Here is a 15,854-nt window from a genome sequence, read left to right on the forward strand (position 1 = left end):
GATACCGTAAGGCAGGCATGCGCCCGTCCATAAGCGCGGTCGGCGGCGCCTACGACAACGCCATGGCCCAAAGCCTCTTCTCCACGCGCGAATGCGAGGTGCTCGCCCGCCGACGCTTCCGCTCGCAGGCGAAGGCTCGGAGGGCCTGGTTCAGCGACTTCGAGCGCCTCTACGATCCGCTGCGCCGACACTCGGCGCTCGGCTACCGCTCGCCCGCCGTCGCCGAGCAGGAGACAGATCATGAACCGTCATCCGAAGCTCTGCTCAGCCAAGCCCCCAATCGTCCACCAAGGCCGAAGCGACCCTAGTTGGTCTTGGCGCCGAGTTCACCGAGGTGGCGTTGGACGATGCGATGGGTTTCGGTGGCGAAGGCCTTCAGATCCGGGTTGGTGCCGGACTTGGCCTCTTTGGCGAAAGCGGCACCATCCGCGTCGTGGATCGCCTTCATGTCCTTGACGTAGGCCGCGTCGAAGGCCGCACCCGACAGCCCCTTCATCCGGTCTAGCCGGCCCTGGAACTCGGCGTTCAACGTATCCGGAACCGACAGCCCGGCGCCGGTGACAATCGACTTCAGCTTGTCGCCCACGAGGCCGTGGTCATGCGCCTCGGTGTTACCCTGGTCCTTGATGTCCTGCCGAGCGCCTTTGCCCTCAGCGAGCTTTCCAAGCTCGACCTCGTACATCCCACCCTGCGAGACCTTAGCGACGAAGGCCTTGTCCTCATCGGATACCGTCGCGGCTCGGGCTGCTACGAGCCCAGCAAGCGAGAGGGACGCGGCCAGAAGGAGGCGAGCGGTCGGTCGGCTGTAAGGCATGGGATGAAACTCCTGTCACGCGACACCAACGCCCTTGCTATCTGTATGATGCATCACGGTTTGCTGATCTTGCAGGGGGGCAAGGCCTGGTGCTTTGCGCCGGACCCGGATCGCTGCCACGCAGGCCATAGTTAAGGCTTGCTTAAGACCGGTGTGGCAAGAACAGCACGCGTGTGCGCGATCGCGTCGGAACCTTCTTAATGAACGCCAGACCTCTGCGTCGGACCGCCCTTCTGTCGCGCCGCGAGGAAGCCCTGGCGCGAGCGTCAGCGGGTCTATGGGAGTGCCGACTGCGCGACGAGGCGCTCGAATGGACGGGCGGTGTCTACGACCTGTTCGACATCCCGCGTGGGACACGCTTGCAGCGCGCACGGATCCTCGACTTCTACGAACCAGCCTCGTTCCGCCTGTTGTCATCAATCCGGAAACGGGCGCTGGCGACCGGGGCGGATTTCCGCCTCGACGCAGAGATCGTCACCGCCCGCGGGCGACACCGCTGGATCAGAATAACGGCGTCCGTCGAGACGGAGGGTGGCCGGCCAGTCCGGATTTTCGGGCTCAAGCAGGACGTCACCGAGGAGATCACTCGGTTCGCCGAACTCAGCAGGCAGGCTCAGCGTGATGCCCTGACCGGTCTGGCCAATCGGGGTGCCTTCGATCAGCGGCTTTCGGAGGCAGGTGGGCGTGCTCCGATCGGCGCGCTGCTGCTCGTAGACCTCGATGGCTTCAAGGGCATCAACGATGCCTACGGACACGTAGCAGGCGACCATTGTATCCAGGTTTCGGCCGCACGGCTCAAGGAAACCTGTCCGGATGCCGCGCTCGTGGCCCGCATCGGCGGCGACGAATTCGCGGTGCTGATCGCTCAACCCGTTGATCGGTGGGCGGTGGAGGCGCTGGGTTGGCGCATCCGTGCAGCGCTCGGGCATCCGATCCCGGACGGCGGGCGCCAGCTGCGCGCTGGCGCGTCGGTTGGCAGCGCGTACAACGAGGCCAGCTCCGGCACCGGTGCTCCAGCCGAGCTTTTTACCCGGGCCGACGCGGCCCTCTACGCCGCCAAAGCGGCTGGTCGGAATACCGTGCGGATTGATCGCGAGCCGCCACCGGCGCTCCCAAGGGTGCAGCCGCGTCGAGAAGGTCGCTGCTGACATGCCGGAGCGATCCGACCAGGAACGCCTGATAGAGGCATGCGATCGGCCGATTGCCGCCTCGCCGTAGGACCGCAGCCATAGATGCGGGCATAGCCCCGGATCTGCCTGGATGTTCGGTCCCGCTGTCTGGTGGTGCGACCGATGCCGCATGGACGGACGCGCCATGGGATAGGTTCTCCACGGCAGCGCCACGACGACTGAGATGGTCCGTCGGGCAATCCCAGCTGGTCGAGAGAGGGTGAGGGCCGCCGCCAAGCGCGACAGCGCCACGACGGTGCAGAGGTGGCGCTCACGCCAGACCAGCCAGAGCGCCGATGGGGCCGAAGGAGCCCCGCTCGAGCGTGCTCAGCCTGGAAAACGAGGCGGTTATCGTCGCCTCCAGCGGCAGACCTTGCTGCCGCTGGACGACGGCCTCGACGCGCCGCCGCCGAGCCTGCCGCGCACCACAGGCCGGAACCGAATATCCCGCCGCTGAAAGCGATGAAAAGCGCCCACCCTGGTGTTCCAGGTGTGGGCTTGTTGCGACTGCGCCGAAGAAGCCCCACCGCGAGACCGTATCTCCGGGTCGCGGCGCTGCACCTTCGGCGCTCAGCCCCCAGCCGATCGCTGACAGCTGTCTCGGTGGTTATGATTAACGAATCGTTGCCTCCGGCAGGCGTCCTCGCCGGGCTGTTAGCCCCGCCGCCCGATCTGATCACGGGCTGGCGGGGCTGATTTCATCGCGGGACGGTTTCATGCAGACCCGTCCAGACCGAGGCATCAGGATTTTCTCGGGCGACCGTGCCGATTGCGGTCGCGGCTGTTTGGCCACCCTCTCACGGATGGCCCCACGGCTCACCAACTAAGAGAGATGATCACCTTCAAACCAAACCCCCACAAGCTGCGGGTCACACCATCCACGAAGGAGCCCGGTCGGTTTGATTGGTCGATCACGCGTGACGACGTGATCGTGCGCCAGTCGGTTCGCTCCTTCGGTTCGGAAGGGGCTTCGGAGGCGAACGGCGATGCGGCGCTCCGGGACGTCACATCGCGCTGGCAGAATGCGTGACCGCTGCGGACCGGGGAAGGGACCTTTTGAGAGACGCCCGAGTTCGGGTCTGGACCCGATCAGCACCCGAAGGCGATGACGGCGGCGAGAGCTACGGCTGAGGCGTAGTTGCAGGCGAGCTTGTCGTAGCGGGTGGCGATGCGGCGGAAGTCCGTGAGGCGATTGAAGGGGGGCCTCGACACGCCGGCGTTCACGATAGCGCCTTTTGTCGTGGCGGATCCTTCTCTTGCGGCCGCGCTGGCCCGGGATGATCGGCGTGATGCCCCGCACGCGCAGATCCTTGCGCCGCCAATTGGCGTGGTAGCCCTTGTCGGCGCTCAGGCGGCGGATCCGGCCGGGCGCGTCGGCCAGGACGGCGGGGGCGGTGGTGACATCGCGGGCATGGCCGGGCGTCAGCAGGCGGACGCCGGGCCGGCCGAGGACATCTGTGAGGGCGTGGATCTTGGTCGTCCGGCCGCCGCGCGACGGGCCAATGGCCTGCGCACGCGCCCCCCTTCACCGCCGTGGGCGGAGCGATGCGCCCGCACGGAGGTGCTGTCGATGGCCGTTGCCTCGCCCGACCATCCGGCCAACGCCGCCAGCATGGCCCTCCAGAAGCCGCGCCGTGACCACCCGTTGAAGCGGTTGTAGACGGTGGTGCGTGGGCCATGCGTGGCCGGGCAGTCGCGCCAGCGGCAGCCGGAGGTGAGCACGTGCAGGATGCCGGAGATGATCTGCCGGTCGCCCTTGCGCGCCGGTCCGGGCTGATCCTTCGGCAGGAACGGTTCGATCACCGCCCACTGCGCATCCGAGAGCCAGACCAGGTCCGCCATCGCCGCCTCCGTGCTGCAAACGGCGGCCCTAAATCACAACATCACAGAGCCTGCAAATGCTTGATGCGGTTCACACCCTCGGGCTCCGTCCTTCCGAGATCCGAAGATGACGACTTGAATATGTGTGATCGATCAAGCCATATCTCGGACATCCGCAGGCGCCCATGATCTGCGGATGATGCGGTTGTGTCGACGGCGTGTCTTTCTCTCTTGCATCGTCCAAAGGGCGGTCGCACATGACGGACGTGCATCGGAATCGTATGAAGATACAGCCGTCAAACGCGCTCGGACTCGCCCCTGCGACTGCATTACGCCCATGCTGGATGCAATCAGCGCCACCATTACCGCGCGCGAGCCGCAGTGCGGATTTGAGCACGTCCGCACGCGGTCTTCGCGGGATGCCTTTTAGGCCGCGCGGATCGAGGCGAGGAACCGTCCGACTTCGGCGTTGAGGCTCTCGGACTGGCGAGACAACTCCGATGCCGCATTCAGGACCTGACTGGCGGCGGCGCCGGTTTCCTCGGCGGCGCCGGCGACGCCGCTGATGTTGCTCGTGACCTCAGACGTGCCCGCCGAAGCTTGGCTGACATTGCGGACGATCTCCTGCGTCGCGGCCCCCTGTTGCTCAACGGCGGCGGCAATCGACGTCGCGACACCGCTGATTTCGCGGATCCGACCCGTGATCTCGCCGATCGATGAGACTGCATGACCCGTGGAGCTCTGGATCTTTGTGATCTGCCCGGCGATATCGCGGGTCGCTTTGGCCGTTTGCTCAGCGAGTGCCTTGACCTCAGAAGCGACCACGGCGAAGCCCTTGCCGGCGACGCCCGCGCGCGCCGCCTCGATCGTCGCGTTCAGCGCGAGGAGGTTGGTTTGGCTGGCAATGCTCGAAATCAGGCCGACCACATCGCCGATCTCACCCACCGACGCACTCAATTCGCGGACGAGCATTCCAGCCTGATCGGCTTCACCCACGGCGACACGCGCGAGCTCGGCCGATCCGTTTACCTGGCGTCCGATTTCCTGCACCGACGAGCCAAGTTCTTCCGCCGCGGCCGCAACCGTATTGACGTTCGATGCCGCCTCTTCGGCCGCGGCCGCCACGGTCGTGGACTGACTGGCAGTTTCCGTGGCGGTCGCGGTCATCGATTGTGCGGTGGCCTGCAATTCGGTCGCGGACGACGAGACCATGCCCACGATGCCCCCCACGGCACGATCGAAGCTGTCGGCGAGCTCGATCATCGTCCGGCGTCGCTCCGCGACGGCTGCCGCATCGGCGCTTCGTTGCAGATCGGCCTGCTCCGACGCCGTCTTGGCGACCATCGCCTTGATACCTTCGACGGCTTTGCCGACCGCGCCGATCTCGTCGCCGCGCTGGGATTCGGCGATGGGCGCATCGGTCTCGCCCTGCGCCATCCGCTGCAGCACCGACACCAGACGGCCCAGAGGGCGGGCGATCAGGACGAACACGAGGGCTGACAGCAGCAGCGCGATGAAGACGCTGGCGATGCTGCCAGCGATGCTGGTGAAATACGCCGTATCGAACGCTTGCTGCTGCTCGGCACTGCGGCGAGCGAGGAGGTCGTGCTCCGTCTGCGCAATTTCCGAGGCACGGGCGCGGAGGGCATCCATAGAGGACTTCCCAGCTCCACTCGCCTCGATCTCCCGGGCCTTCTCGAGATGCCCGGCTTCAGCGCTGGCGATTTCTCGGGCGGCAACCCCGTCCGACCACGCATCCGCGGCCTGCTTCAGGTTGACGAGTCGGCCCTGCTGGTCGGGATTGTCAGACGTTAGCTGCCTGACCCGCTCGAAGCTCTCGCGGAACTCAGTCTGACCTGACCGATAGGGCGCTAGAAACTTTGCGTCGCCTGAGACGAGATAGCCGCGGACACCGGTCTCTTGATTGACCATAGCGGTCGTCGCAGCATCGAGTGACCGCAGAACCTGAAACGTGTGTTCTGTCATGCGGATGTTTGCGTCGATCGACTTCAGCCGTCCATAGCCCAATGCGCTGCTGCCGAGCGTGACCGCGGTCAGGGACAAGAAGGCGACCGTCATCTTGGTCGTTATCTTGAGATCAGAAATAAAGCGCATGGCTTTGACCTTTTGCACTATGGTATGTCTGTTTTCGGTCGGGTCAGCCTGGCGTATAATAGGTTAAGATCGGCAAAATCGAATTCGCTAACGCGTTAATTTGGATTAGGGTTTGATGATTTCACAACCGCCGGTTACATTTTCGGAAGGCGCCCGCCTTGATCAAAGTAGACCAGTATTCCGATGCCGAAGCATTTTTTGCAAAGGGCCAAAGCCCGGAATGCATTGATGCGCCGCAACATTATGCCGGCGTGACGCAGATATCCGCTTGAGTTGCGACATATTGCGCTTATTTCAAGTTGCATCGATCGCGCCATGTGGCCGAAAGCGGAATGGCCGCTTTCGGGTGCAAAGACGGATCAGCAGCCGCTCGGCGGCGCGATTATGCCGACACGATGTCCGACGGCTGTCTGTGTTGACCCGTCCCGGCCGCCGAGCCGCCGACCGTTTCATGGAGGTCAGTTCCGGCGGTCTCGGGCAGGACCAGGGCCGCGCAGAAGGCGACCCCGTAGGCGCAGAGGGCGCAGGCTCCCATCGCCGTGCCGAGCGGCAGGCTTGCGGCCAGGATGCCCACCGTGGCGGGCACGACCGAGCCGAAGCCGCGGCCGCCCCCGAGGCAGAAGCCCTGGCCGCTCGCCCGGATTGCGGTCGGGAACAGCTCCGCGAAGGTCGGCAGCATGCCCGAGGCCAGGGCCCCCTGGAACGCGCCCAGGAAGAAGCTCAGGACGATGGTCGTGGTGAGGCCGATCGGCGCGAGCAGGAGAATCGCGACGTTGCCGGACTGCAGCGCGAGGAAGGTCATGAAGGCGGGGCGGCGGCCGATCCGGTCCGACAGCCAGCCGTAGAGCAGTGGCCCGACGAGGGAGCCCAGGATGTTCATCGCGAGGTAGCCGGTGCTCGACTTGATCGAGAGGCCGAGGGCGGTGCGCAGGTAGGTCGGCAGCCACGTGATCATCACGTAGGCGCCGCCGAAGATGCCGGTCGACATGATCGCGGCGGCGGCCGTGCGGCGCAGGTGCCGGCCGGTGAAGATCGTCCAGAACGGCGGCGGCACGGCGCCGTCGCGCTGCGCAGCCCGCGCCTCGGCGTAGATGCCGGATTCCGGGACGAGCCGGCGGATGAAGAAGACGAGCCCGGCCGGGATGACGCCGATGGCGAAGAAGACGCGCCAGCCCGTCTCCTCGGAGAACAGGGACGTAAGGACCGGCAGCAGGCTGACCGAGATCGCGTAGCCGACCGCATAGCTGCTCTGGACGGAGGCCGCGACGCGCCCGCGCAGGGCCGGCCGGATCACCTCGCTGATCAGGACGCCGCCGACCGCGGCCTCACCCCCGTAGCCGAGGCCCTGCAGGAAGCGGACGAGGGCGAGGGACCAGAAGTCGCTCATGAACGCCGCCAGGCAGGTGAAACCCGCGACCATCAGGATGGTGACCTGCAGGATCCTGACCCGACCGATCCGGTCGGCCAGGATGCCGGCGGCCCAGCCGCCGACCGCGGCCCCGGCGAGGGAGGCCGTGGCGAGGTATCCGGCCTCGGCCTGCGTCAGGCCGAGCGTCGCGATCAGCGCCGGGATGACGAGGGCGTAGATCGTCGTGTCCATGGCATCGAGGCCGAATCCTGCGAAGCAGGCCCAGTAGGTTCGGCGCTCGGTCTGATCGAGCGTGTGGTACCAGCCGAGCTTCCTCATGACGCGTCTCCTCCGGCCATCCGGGATCGTGCGCCGCTCGGGCTGCCGGCCGGGCGGGCTGCACGGTTGAACCGGTGCCGTCTCTTCGCGGACGGTCTGCCGGCTTCTATTTCGGCGTTCGTTAGTCCTGCCGATCGTCCACGTATTCGAGGCCCGCGGCGGCCAGCGCGTCGCGCATCGCGTAGAGGTCGAGGCCGAGTTCCCCGGCCGCGAGCCGGGCGCGCTTGGCGACCTCGTTGGCGGCCCGCGCCTCCGCCTGCGCGGCGACGGCTTCGGCCTTGGCATGGGGCACGACCACGACGCCGTCGTCATCCGCCACGATCGCGTCGCCCGGCCGGACCAGGGCGCCCGCGCAGACCACGGGGACGTTGACGCTGCCCAGAGTCGCCTTGACCGTGCCCTTGGCGGAGATCGCCCGCGACCAGACCGGGAAGCCCATCGCCTTGAGCGTGCGCACGTCGCGGCAGCCCGCGTCGATCACCAGGCCGACGCCGCCGCGCGCCTTCAGCGAGGTGGCCAGCAGGTCGCCGAACATGCCGTCGGTGTTGTCGGTCGTGCAGGCCACCACCAGGACGTCCCCGGGGCGGCACTGCTCGATGGCCACGTGCAGCATCCAGTTGTCGCCGGGCTGCGCCAGCACGGTCACGGCGCTGCCGGCGATCGCGGCCCCCTCCCAGATCGGGCGCATGTAGGTCTTCAGGAGGCCGGTACGCCCCTGCGCCTCGTGGACCGTGGAGACGCCGTGCCCGGCGAGCGTCGCGGCGACGGCCGGCGCGACGCGGGGGATGTTGCGGACGACGACGTTGCTCATGCCAGTTCCTCCAGCGTCATCGGGAAGAGGCGCTGATAGGCCTCGCCATAGGTCATCGCCGTCCCGGAGTTGCGGCCGCCCTGGACGCCGCGGTTGAGGGCGACGCGGGTGTAGTATTCCCAGAGATGTTTCTGCGCCGCGAGCACCTGGAACGCGCGGAATTTGGTCTCCCACACGGCATCGATGTTCAGGATGACCTGGGGCTTGAAGTTGCACTGCTCCGGCTGGTGCGGCTCGAACAGGAACACCGGCGGCGCGGCGTAGCTGCGGTCCGGGTCCGGCTTGTGCCCGGCGGCCTGGGCGATCACCCGGGCCTCCTGCGCCACGTGGGCGGCGACCGGATGGTCGAAGTTGTACGGGTCCTCGAGGGCGTGAGTCAGTACGAAGGCCGGACGCTCCTCGCGGTAGACGTCGACCAGCCGGTCGAGCACGGCCTCGTCGACGCGCAGGGGATAGTCGCCGACGTCGAGGAACTCGATCGTGGCGCCGAGGATGCCGGCCGCCTCCTCGGCCTCGGCGCGGCGCTGGGCTTTCACGTCCTCGAGGCGCACGCCGGCCTTCTTCCAGGCCCACTGGCTCTCGCCGCGCTCGCCGAACGACAGGCAGACGATCTTCATCCGGTAGCCCTTGCGCGCGTGCAGGGCGATGGCGCCGCCGGCGCGCCAGACGAAGTCGCCCGGATGGGCTGTCACGACGAGACCCGATCGCGCTGCGGCCGCCATGTCTCATCCCTCCCGAAGCGTGCGTCGCCCCTCGCGCGCACTATTGTGCATGCAGCGCTAGCGCCCCCCGCCCGAGCAAACAAATGATTAGATTGAGGCTATTGATGCACGTGATCGAATAATACCTGCCGGTTCGGAACAGTCCGGCGCGATGCCCCGCCACCCGGTTCTGCCGGCAGGCCGCGCGGTCAGAGCGCGTTGAAGTAGGCCTGGATCATCCGGGCCAGGCTCTCCGCCACCGGTGACAGGGTGTGATGGCGGCGCGTCACGATGCCGATCGTCCGCGCGATGCTCGGCGCCCGGAGCGGCACGGCGACGATCTTTGCCTCATCGGCGGCCTGAAAGGCCAGCCGCGGCACGACGGTCACACCCAGGCCCCCGCGGACCATGCCGATGGCGGTGGCGACGCGGTGCACCTCGTAGGCCCAGGTCACGTCGGCGTAGCGTCCGCCCAGTCCCGCCGCGATGAGCAGGTTGTTGCCGGTCTGCTCCCCGATCTTGATCAGGATCTCCCGGTCCAGCGCGGACCACGTCACCACCTTCGCGTCGGCGAGCGCGTGATCGGCCCGGCACACCAGCACGAAGGCTTCCTGGTGGATCGGGGTGATATCGAGGTCGTAGTGCTGGGCCGACATGATGGTGATGCCGAATTCGGCCTCGCCCGCCCGCACGCGCTCGATGATCGCGGTGGCCGACTGATCAAGGACACGCACCAGCACGCCCGGGTGAGCGGCGCTGAACCCCTGCAGGATGACGGGCAGGTGGTGCCCGGCGATCGTCGGTAGGCAGCCGAACCGCACGACGTCCTGGCTCTCGCGGCCCTGACGCCGGAGCGTCCCGAAGATCTGGGACAGCTCGTCGACGATGCGCTGCGCGCTCGGCAGGAGCTCGACGCCGGCGGGCGTCAGTGTCACCTGCCGCGTCGTCCGGGCGACCAGCCTGACGCCGAGTTCGTCCTCCAGCTTCTTCAGGCGGTGGCTCAACGCCGCCTGCGACAGGCTGAGGCTGGCCGCGGCCCGGTTGAAGCTGCCCCAATTGGCGATGCTGAGGAAGGCCTGCAGGCCCAGGAAGTCGATCCGCTCCATCACCCCTCGCCGTCGAAACGCGGCGCCAGCACTCGCACGGACGGAGAGGCCGCCGCTACGGATCGGCCCGCTGCCAGCCGACTGCGAGGCGAGGCCGCGGATGCCGCCGAGGCTCAGGCGAAGAGGCCCGTGCAGACCACGCGCATGTCGGGGACCGCCTCCAGGTTCCGGACGGTTGACACGATTCGCCCGGCCCGCTCGCGCGGCAGCCCGGCGAAGTCGGCGCAGCCCTCGAACTTGGCCACGGTGTCGTCGAAGCGCATCGGCTTCTCCGGGCTGCCGCGGGCGAAGTCGCCCTGGCCCGAGACCGAGCGCCCGTCCGTCAGCCGCACCTCGACGTAGCTGCGCATCTTGTCGGCGCCGGCCGCGTCCGCGTCCGGGTTGTTGTAGAAGTCGACTCGCTCGATCATGGCCTGCAGCTCCGGCCGGTTGACCACGTCGTCCTGGAACTGCCCGAGCCCCGCCTTGCCGAGCACCAGCAGCACGGCCATGCAGTACTCCATGCTGAACTTGGCCTGCAGGCCCGTCCTCGGCTGGTGGTGGATCAGCGTGTTGAGCATCTGCCGGTTGGTGCCGACCCGGACCTGCGCCACATCCTGCGCCCGGATGCCGTGCTGCGCGATGAGCTCCGCCATCACGTCCATGGCGGGGTGCGTGAGCGAGCCCGAGGGATAGGGCTTGATCGACACGCCGGGCGAGCGCAGCGACCACGGCCGACCCAGGCGGCCGACGATCGCCCCGGGATCCCAGCCGCCCCCGAAGGCGGCGAAGAAGCCGCGCTTGGCCTCGAGGATGTCCTCGGCCGCCGTCCAGCCCAGGGCCGCGAGGTCGGCCGCCACGATGCCCGCCTCGGCGGCATGGCCGGCCTGGAACGGCTTGGTCATCGTGCCGAAATTCTCCCGCAGGCCGCCGGCCTCGGCGCCGGCCACCCCGAAGGCGTTGCGCAGCTGCTTGGCGTCGAGGCCGCGCAGCTTCCCCGCGGCCGCTGCCGCGCCGAACACCCCGCACATGCTGGTGGAGTGGAAGCCGCCCTCGTAGGAGCGGGGCGCGATCGCCTCGGCGAGCTTCGTGGCGACCTCGACGCCGAGATGATAGGCCAGCATGAAGTCGCGGCCGGACTTGTTCAGGGCCTCTGACAGCGCCAGGGCGGGGGGCAGGGTCGGCACCGTGGGATGGGTCAGCAGGCCGTAGACGCGGTCCTTCGCGACGGCGAGTTGCGTATCGTCGAAATCGTCGGCGTGGATGGCGACGCCGTTGGCGAAGGCGGCGAAGCGCGGGGCGGCCTGCAGGGTCGTGCCGAGCACGGTGGAGGGACCGTTCAGCATGCCGAGATCGGCGAGGTAGCGGCGCACGATCGGACCGGTCTCGGCCTTCTCGCCGGCGATGGCGAGGCCGAACGCGTCGAGGATGTGTTGCTTCCCGAGCGCGATGAGCTCTGGCGGCAGGTCCTCGTAGCGGGCCGCGACCACGAAGGCGGCCATCTCCGCCGTCACCCCGGCGGTGCCGGCCGGCGCATCCGCGGCGAAGGCGCGTCGGCGCGCGCCGGGCAGGAGGCTCATCCCGGCGCCGAGCGCCGCCAGACCGGACAGAAATCGCTTGCGGCTCAACGTCATCATCGGATCCTCCCGGCTCGGGTCTCGTCGCGTGGCGCGGGACGCCCCGTCTCCGACGCGTCCCCGGGTTCGCTCAGCTCAGGCGCAGCAGGCCCGCGACGTCGCGCATGGTCCCGACCGTCTCGATCGCTAGGACGGCGTCGATCAGCCGGGACGTCCTGTCCGCGCCGAGGACCGGCGCCATCAGGTCGCGGCACTTGGCGACCACCTCCGCGCGCGGCATCGGGTTGTCGGCCGTGCCGCGGACGGCCAGCACTTTGTCGGACAGGACTGTCCCGTCGTTCAACGCGATCTCCACGATGGCGGCGCGGGCCGGTTCGAGGCGTTCCAGCGCGTCGCTCGGGATCAGCCGGACCTTGGCGCGCATCCGCAGCACGGTCGGATCGGCCATGCGGTTCCTGTCGTGCGCCGCCTGGAACGAGGCCGTCCCGTCGAGCAGCATGATCGCCACCATGTGCTGGAGGCAGATATCGGGCATGTCGCGGTTGTCGACGACCCGCGCCTCGGTATGGGCCACGCGGACGGTGACCGATTCGATGGCTTCGGCGTCGACGGACCGGCGCTGCAGGATGTTGCTCAGGGCATCCAGCGGCGCCTGGATCGGGGAGCCCACCGTCCACTTCTTGATGTTGGTACGGGCGATCTCGTAGCGCTCGCCCAGCTCCGCCGTCAGCGCGTCCAGGCGGGCATCGGGCGCGTAGGCCAGGAAGTAATTGTCCGGTCCGGAGAAGATGTCGTCGATGCCGGTGCATCCCGCCTTCACCATCAGCGCCGCGGTGAGGCCGCTGCGCGCGGGCATGCCGGCGAACACGAAGGACTTCTCGATGTGCTGCGTGTCGCGGGTCCAGGCGCCGATGCCGGAGGATTGCTGGGCCGCGTAGTCGAGGACCCAACGCATCTGCTGCGCGTCGAGCCCGGCGGCGCAGGCGGCGGCCGCCGCGGCCCCGAAGGCGCCCGCGATGGCGTGGGTGCTTTTGTGGCTGGTGTTGCGGAACGGGATCGCGTCGAAGCTGAGGGTGACCCGCGGGCCGACGTCGTAGCCCAGCGTCACGGCGCGCAGGAAGCGCGTGCCGTCGATGCCGAACTTCTCGGCGGCGGCCAGCGCCGCCGGCACGATCGGCGCGCCCGGATGCGACTGCGAGAACTCGTTCGAGTCATCGGTCTCGTCCGAATGCGCCAGCATGCCGTTGACCAGGGCCGCCACCAGCGGATCGGCCGTGGCCTTGGAGGCGACGAGCGTCGCATCACCGGAGCCGCCGTAGGAGGCCGCGAAGCCGTAGGCGGCCTTGGCCGGTAGGAGTCCGGAGCCCGACACCATGGCGGCGAAGGTGTCGAGGATGTGGTGCTTGGCCGTCTCGACGACCGCGTCCGGGAGCGCCCGGTCTCCGGCCGCGCCCATATAGGCGCTGAGCTTGGCCATGATTGGGCTGACGGTCCCACCGGCAGTGCCTTCGGCCGCGGAGGCGCGCAGCGGCACGGTCCCCAGCAGGGTACCGGCGCCTTGCAGCAGGGCCCGGCGGCTCGGTCCCATCAGATGGCCTCGGTGTGACATCGGTTCTCCGGACGGCGGGTGGAGCGGGGGGTGGTCAGGCGCGGTCGGGGATCGGCGAGAGCACGGCCGCGCCCGAAAAGAAGGCGGCGAGGTTGCCGACGACCTGCCCGATCGTCGCCTCCATGGTCTCGGGCGAGCGGCCAGCGATATGGGGCGACAGCACGACGTTGGGCAGGGCGCGCAGGGCCGCCGGCACCTCGGGCTCGCCCTCGATCACGTCGAGCCCCGCCCCGGCGAGGCGGCCGGCACCGAGGGCCTCGACCAGGGCGTCGGTGTCCACCACGGAGCCGCGCCCGACATTGACGAGGAAGCCGGCCGGCCCGAGCGCGTCGAGGGCCGCGCCCCCGACGCAGTGGCGGGTCGCAGCCCCGCCCGGCAGCGCCACGAACAGGACGTCCGCCCAGGCGCAGAGGTCGCTGAGGCTCGGCGCGTAGTCCCACGGGACGTCCGGGACAGGCCGGCGGTTGTGGTAGCGCACCGCCATGTCGAAGCCGGCGCAGCGCCTGGCGATCCGGCCGCCGATCCCGCCGAGCCCCAGGATGCCGGCGCGCTTCCCGTGCGCGCCCGGTCGGGCCGTGCCGCCCTCCCGCCAGCGGCCCGCCCGCACGGCGGCGTCGAAGCGCGGGATGTCGCGCAGCACCGCCAGGAACAGGGCGAGCGCGTGGTCGGCCACGCAATCCGCGTTGGTGCCGGTGCCGTGCGTGACCACGATCCCGCGCACGCGGGCCGCCGCGAGGTCGACGCCCTCGTAGCCAACGCCCTGGGCGCAGATGATGCCGAGATTCGGCAGGGCCGCGATCAAGGCGGCCGGGATCAGCGTCGTGCCATTGGTCACGATCGCCCGGACGCGCGCGCCGGCCCGCGCGGCGACCTCCGCGCGGGCCTCCGGCGTGAGGGCCTGATGCACGGTGAAGTGCGCCCGCAGCCGGTCGAGGGCGAAGGGCGCGAGGTCGATCGCCAGAAGCACGTCCGGCTTGGGCCCGCCCGCTCCGCCGGACCGCGACGCCTCATCGCTCATGCACGCTCCTTCCTCGCAGGGGTCAAGTGTTCGCCGCGGCCGGAATCCGGTGCAGGCGGTCTGGCCCGAGTTCGGACAGGGCGTTCACGCCGAGCAGGCCCATGTTGCGCCCGACCTCGTCCTTCAGGATCGCGATCGCGCCTTCGACCTCGGGGCTGCCGCCCAGGGACGCGGCGTACAGGAAGGGCCGCCCGACGAAGACGAAGGACGCGCCCAGCGCCAGTGCCTTCAGCACGTCGGTGCCGCGGCGGAAGCCGCTGTCGATCATCACCGGGATCGTGCCGCCGAGTGCAGCCACCGTCGCCGGCAGGGTGCGCAGGGGCGACACCGTCCCGTCGAGCTGCCGGCCGCCGTGGTTCGACAGGATCACCCCGTCGGCGCCGAGATCCCGGGCCGCGACCGCGTCGGCCGCCGCCATGATCCCCTTGACGACCAGCCGGCCGCGCCAGCGATCCCGCACCAGCCGCAGGTGATCCCAGCACAGGTGATCCCGGTTGCCGAAATCCCGCAGCACCGAGGCGGACAGGATCGGCGCCCCCCGCGCCGCGTGGGAATTCTCGAAATGCGGCATGCCGTGGCACGCCAGCGTGCGGAGGAACGTGCCGACGGTCCAGCGCGGGCGCAGGAGCCCGTCGAGGGCGAGCCGCAGGCTCGGCCGGAGCGGGGTCGAGAAACCGGTGCGGGTGATGTTCTCGCGGTTGCCGGAGATCACGGTGTCGACGGTCACCACAAGCGTGCTGAAGCCCGCGGCCGCGATCCGGTCGATCAGAGCCACGATCCGGTCGGGCTCGCCGGGCAGGTAGGCCTGGAACCACGCCTCCGGATTGTGGGGGATCACGTCCTCCATGCGGATGAGCGAGGACGCGCTCATGATCATCGGCACCCGGGCCGCCCGCGCGGCGGCGGCCAGCGCGATGTCCCCGCGATAGGCGGCCAGGGCGCTCAGGCCCATCGGGGCGATGCCGAACGGCGCGGCATAGTCCCGGCCGAACAGTGTGGCGGCGGTCGTGCGCGCGCCGACCCCGACCAGCACGCGCGGCACGAACCCAACTTCGCGCAACGCCTGTCGGTTGTCGTCGATCGCGGCATTGGTCTCCGCGGCGCCCGCGATGTAGCCGAAGACCGGCCGCGGCAGGTGCCGCCGCGCCGCCGCCTCGTAATCGGCCAGGGCCAGCGCGATCGGCTTGCCGGGCCGGCGCGTCCCCGGGGCGGTCTCGGTCGCCGCCGTTCCGGGGACAGCCTCGGCATGGCCGGCCAGTCTCTTGGCGCCTGACGCCATCGCTCTCCATTCCGGTGATGGGCTGGACCCTCGATCAGCCCGCGCTTATGGGCTTCGACGTATCCGCGCGACACCGTCGTGAAGTTCAGGTCGAGCGCCTCAGCGAGGGCGCGCTGGGTCGGCAGGCGCGTCCCCGCGGTCAGACGCCCGGTTCGGATGTCCTCGGCC

Annotated in this window: 13 protein-coding genes and 3 pseudogenes; 4 read left to right on the forward strand and 12 right to left on the reverse strand. The window is 69.0% G+C overall.

The genetic code is table 11. From position 1 onward, the window contains the following. Window positions 1-17 precede the first annotated feature (17 nt). Window positions 18-308 (forward strand): integrase core domain-containing protein, encoded by a 291-nt coding sequence (locus MKK69_RS08980; RefSeq protein ID WP_243967430.1) that lies wholly within the window; start codon window positions 18-20, stop codon window positions 306-308. On the opposite strand, the gene MKK69_RS08985 is transcribed toward MKK69_RS08980, so the two are convergent. Then, window positions 305-814: a DUF4142 domain-containing protein gene (locus MKK69_RS08985; RefSeq protein ID WP_279598274.1), complete on the reverse strand. Its 510-nt coding sequence runs from the start codon at window positions 812-814 to the stop codon at window positions 305-307. The two genes, MKK69_RS08980 and MKK69_RS08985, sit on opposite strands and share 4 nt — an antisense overlap. Window positions 815-1,014: 200 nt before the next feature. Here MKK69_RS08985 and MKK69_RS08990 point away from each other — a divergent pair, with 200 nt between their 5' ends. From MKK69_RS08990 to MKK69_RS09000, 3 genes and pseudogenes are all read left to right on the forward strand, one after another. Beyond that, window positions 1,015-1,962 (forward strand): GGDEF domain-containing protein, encoded by a 948-nt coding sequence (locus MKK69_RS08990; protein ID WP_243967433.1) that lies wholly within the window; start codon window positions 1,015-1,017, stop codon window positions 1,960-1,962. A gap of 205 nt (window positions 1,963-2,167) precedes the next feature. Further along, window positions 2,168-2,413 (forward strand): annotated as a pseudogene (locus MKK69_RS08995) (hypothetical protein); the annotation flags it as partial. A gap of 402 nt (window positions 2,414-2,815) precedes the next feature. Then, window positions 2,816-3,013 (forward strand): hypothetical protein, encoded by a 198-nt coding sequence (locus MKK69_RS09000; protein ID WP_243967434.1) that lies wholly within the window; start codon window positions 2,816-2,818, stop codon window positions 3,011-3,013. 59 nt (window positions 3,014-3,072) lie between these two features. On the opposite strand, the pseudogene MKK69_RS09005 reads toward MKK69_RS09000, so the two are convergent. The 11 genes and pseudogenes from MKK69_RS09005 to MKK69_RS09055 form a co-directional block, all read right to left on the reverse strand. After that, window positions 3,073-3,825, reverse strand: a pseudogene (locus MKK69_RS09005) (IS5 family transposase). A 405-nt stretch (window positions 3,826-4,230) separates the two neighbouring features. Beyond that, on the reverse strand, window positions 4,231-5,919 hold the full coding sequence (locus MKK69_RS09010; protein WP_243967445.1) for a methyl-accepting chemotaxis protein: 1,689 nt from the start codon (window positions 5,917-5,919) through the stop codon (window positions 4,231-4,233). 382 nt (window positions 5,920-6,301) lie between these two features. Next, window positions 6,302-7,606, reverse strand: coding sequence for an MFS transporter (locus tag MKK69_RS09015; RefSeq protein WP_243967435.1), 1,305 nt, complete (start codon window positions 7,604-7,606; stop codon window positions 6,302-6,304). A 121-nt stretch (window positions 7,607-7,727) separates the two neighbouring features. Then, a complete protein-coding gene (locus MKK69_RS09020) occupies window positions 7,728-8,417 on the reverse strand; it encodes a 4-carboxy-4-hydroxy-2-oxoadipate aldolase/oxaloacetate decarboxylase (RefSeq protein WP_243967436.1) in 690 nt (229 codons plus the stop codon). Then, on the reverse strand, window positions 8,414-9,139 hold the full coding sequence (locus MKK69_RS09025; protein ID WP_243967437.1) for a PIG-L deacetylase family protein: 726 nt from the start codon (window positions 9,137-9,139) through the stop codon (window positions 8,414-8,416). Before MKK69_RS09025 ends, MKK69_RS09020 begins: the two co-directional genes overlap by 4 nt. Window positions 9,140-9,327: 188 nt before the next feature. After that, window positions 9,328-10,224 carry a LysR family transcriptional regulator gene (locus tag MKK69_RS09030; protein WP_243967438.1) on the reverse strand — a complete coding sequence of 299 codons (897 nt, stop codon included), beginning with the start codon at window positions 10,222-10,224 and terminating at the stop codon, window positions 9,328-9,330. 113 nt (window positions 10,225-10,337) lie between these two features. Further along, entirely contained in the window at window positions 10,338-11,840 is a 1,503-nt protein-coding gene (locus MKK69_RS09035) for an MmgE/PrpD family protein (protein ID WP_243967439.1), read from the reverse strand. Between the two features lie 70 nt (window positions 11,841-11,910). Then, window positions 11,911-13,368, reverse strand: coding sequence for an MmgE/PrpD family protein (locus MKK69_RS09040; protein WP_243967440.1), 1,458 nt, complete (start codon window positions 13,366-13,368; stop codon window positions 11,911-11,913). 55 nt (window positions 13,369-13,423) lie between these two features. Further along, window positions 13,424-14,407 carry a 2-hydroxyacid dehydrogenase gene (locus tag MKK69_RS09045; RefSeq protein ID WP_243967442.1) on the reverse strand — a complete coding sequence of 328 codons (984 nt, stop codon included), beginning with the start codon at window positions 14,405-14,407 and terminating at the stop codon, window positions 13,424-13,426. Window positions 14,408-14,429: 22 nt separating this feature from the next. Further along, window positions 14,430-15,686 (reverse strand): alpha-hydroxy acid oxidase, encoded by a 1,257-nt coding sequence (locus tag MKK69_RS09050; protein WP_243967443.1) that lies wholly within the window; start codon window positions 15,684-15,686, stop codon window positions 14,430-14,432. A gap of 26 nt (window positions 15,687-15,712) precedes the next feature. Then, window positions 15,713-15,854: pseudogene (locus MKK69_RS09055) on the reverse strand (GntR family transcriptional regulator); the annotation flags it as partial.

This window comes from Methylobacterium sp. J-026 (assembly GCF_022829585.1).
In the GTDB taxonomy this organism is placed as follows: domain Bacteria; phylum Pseudomonadota; class Alphaproteobacteria; order Rhizobiales; family Beijerinckiaceae; genus Methylobacterium.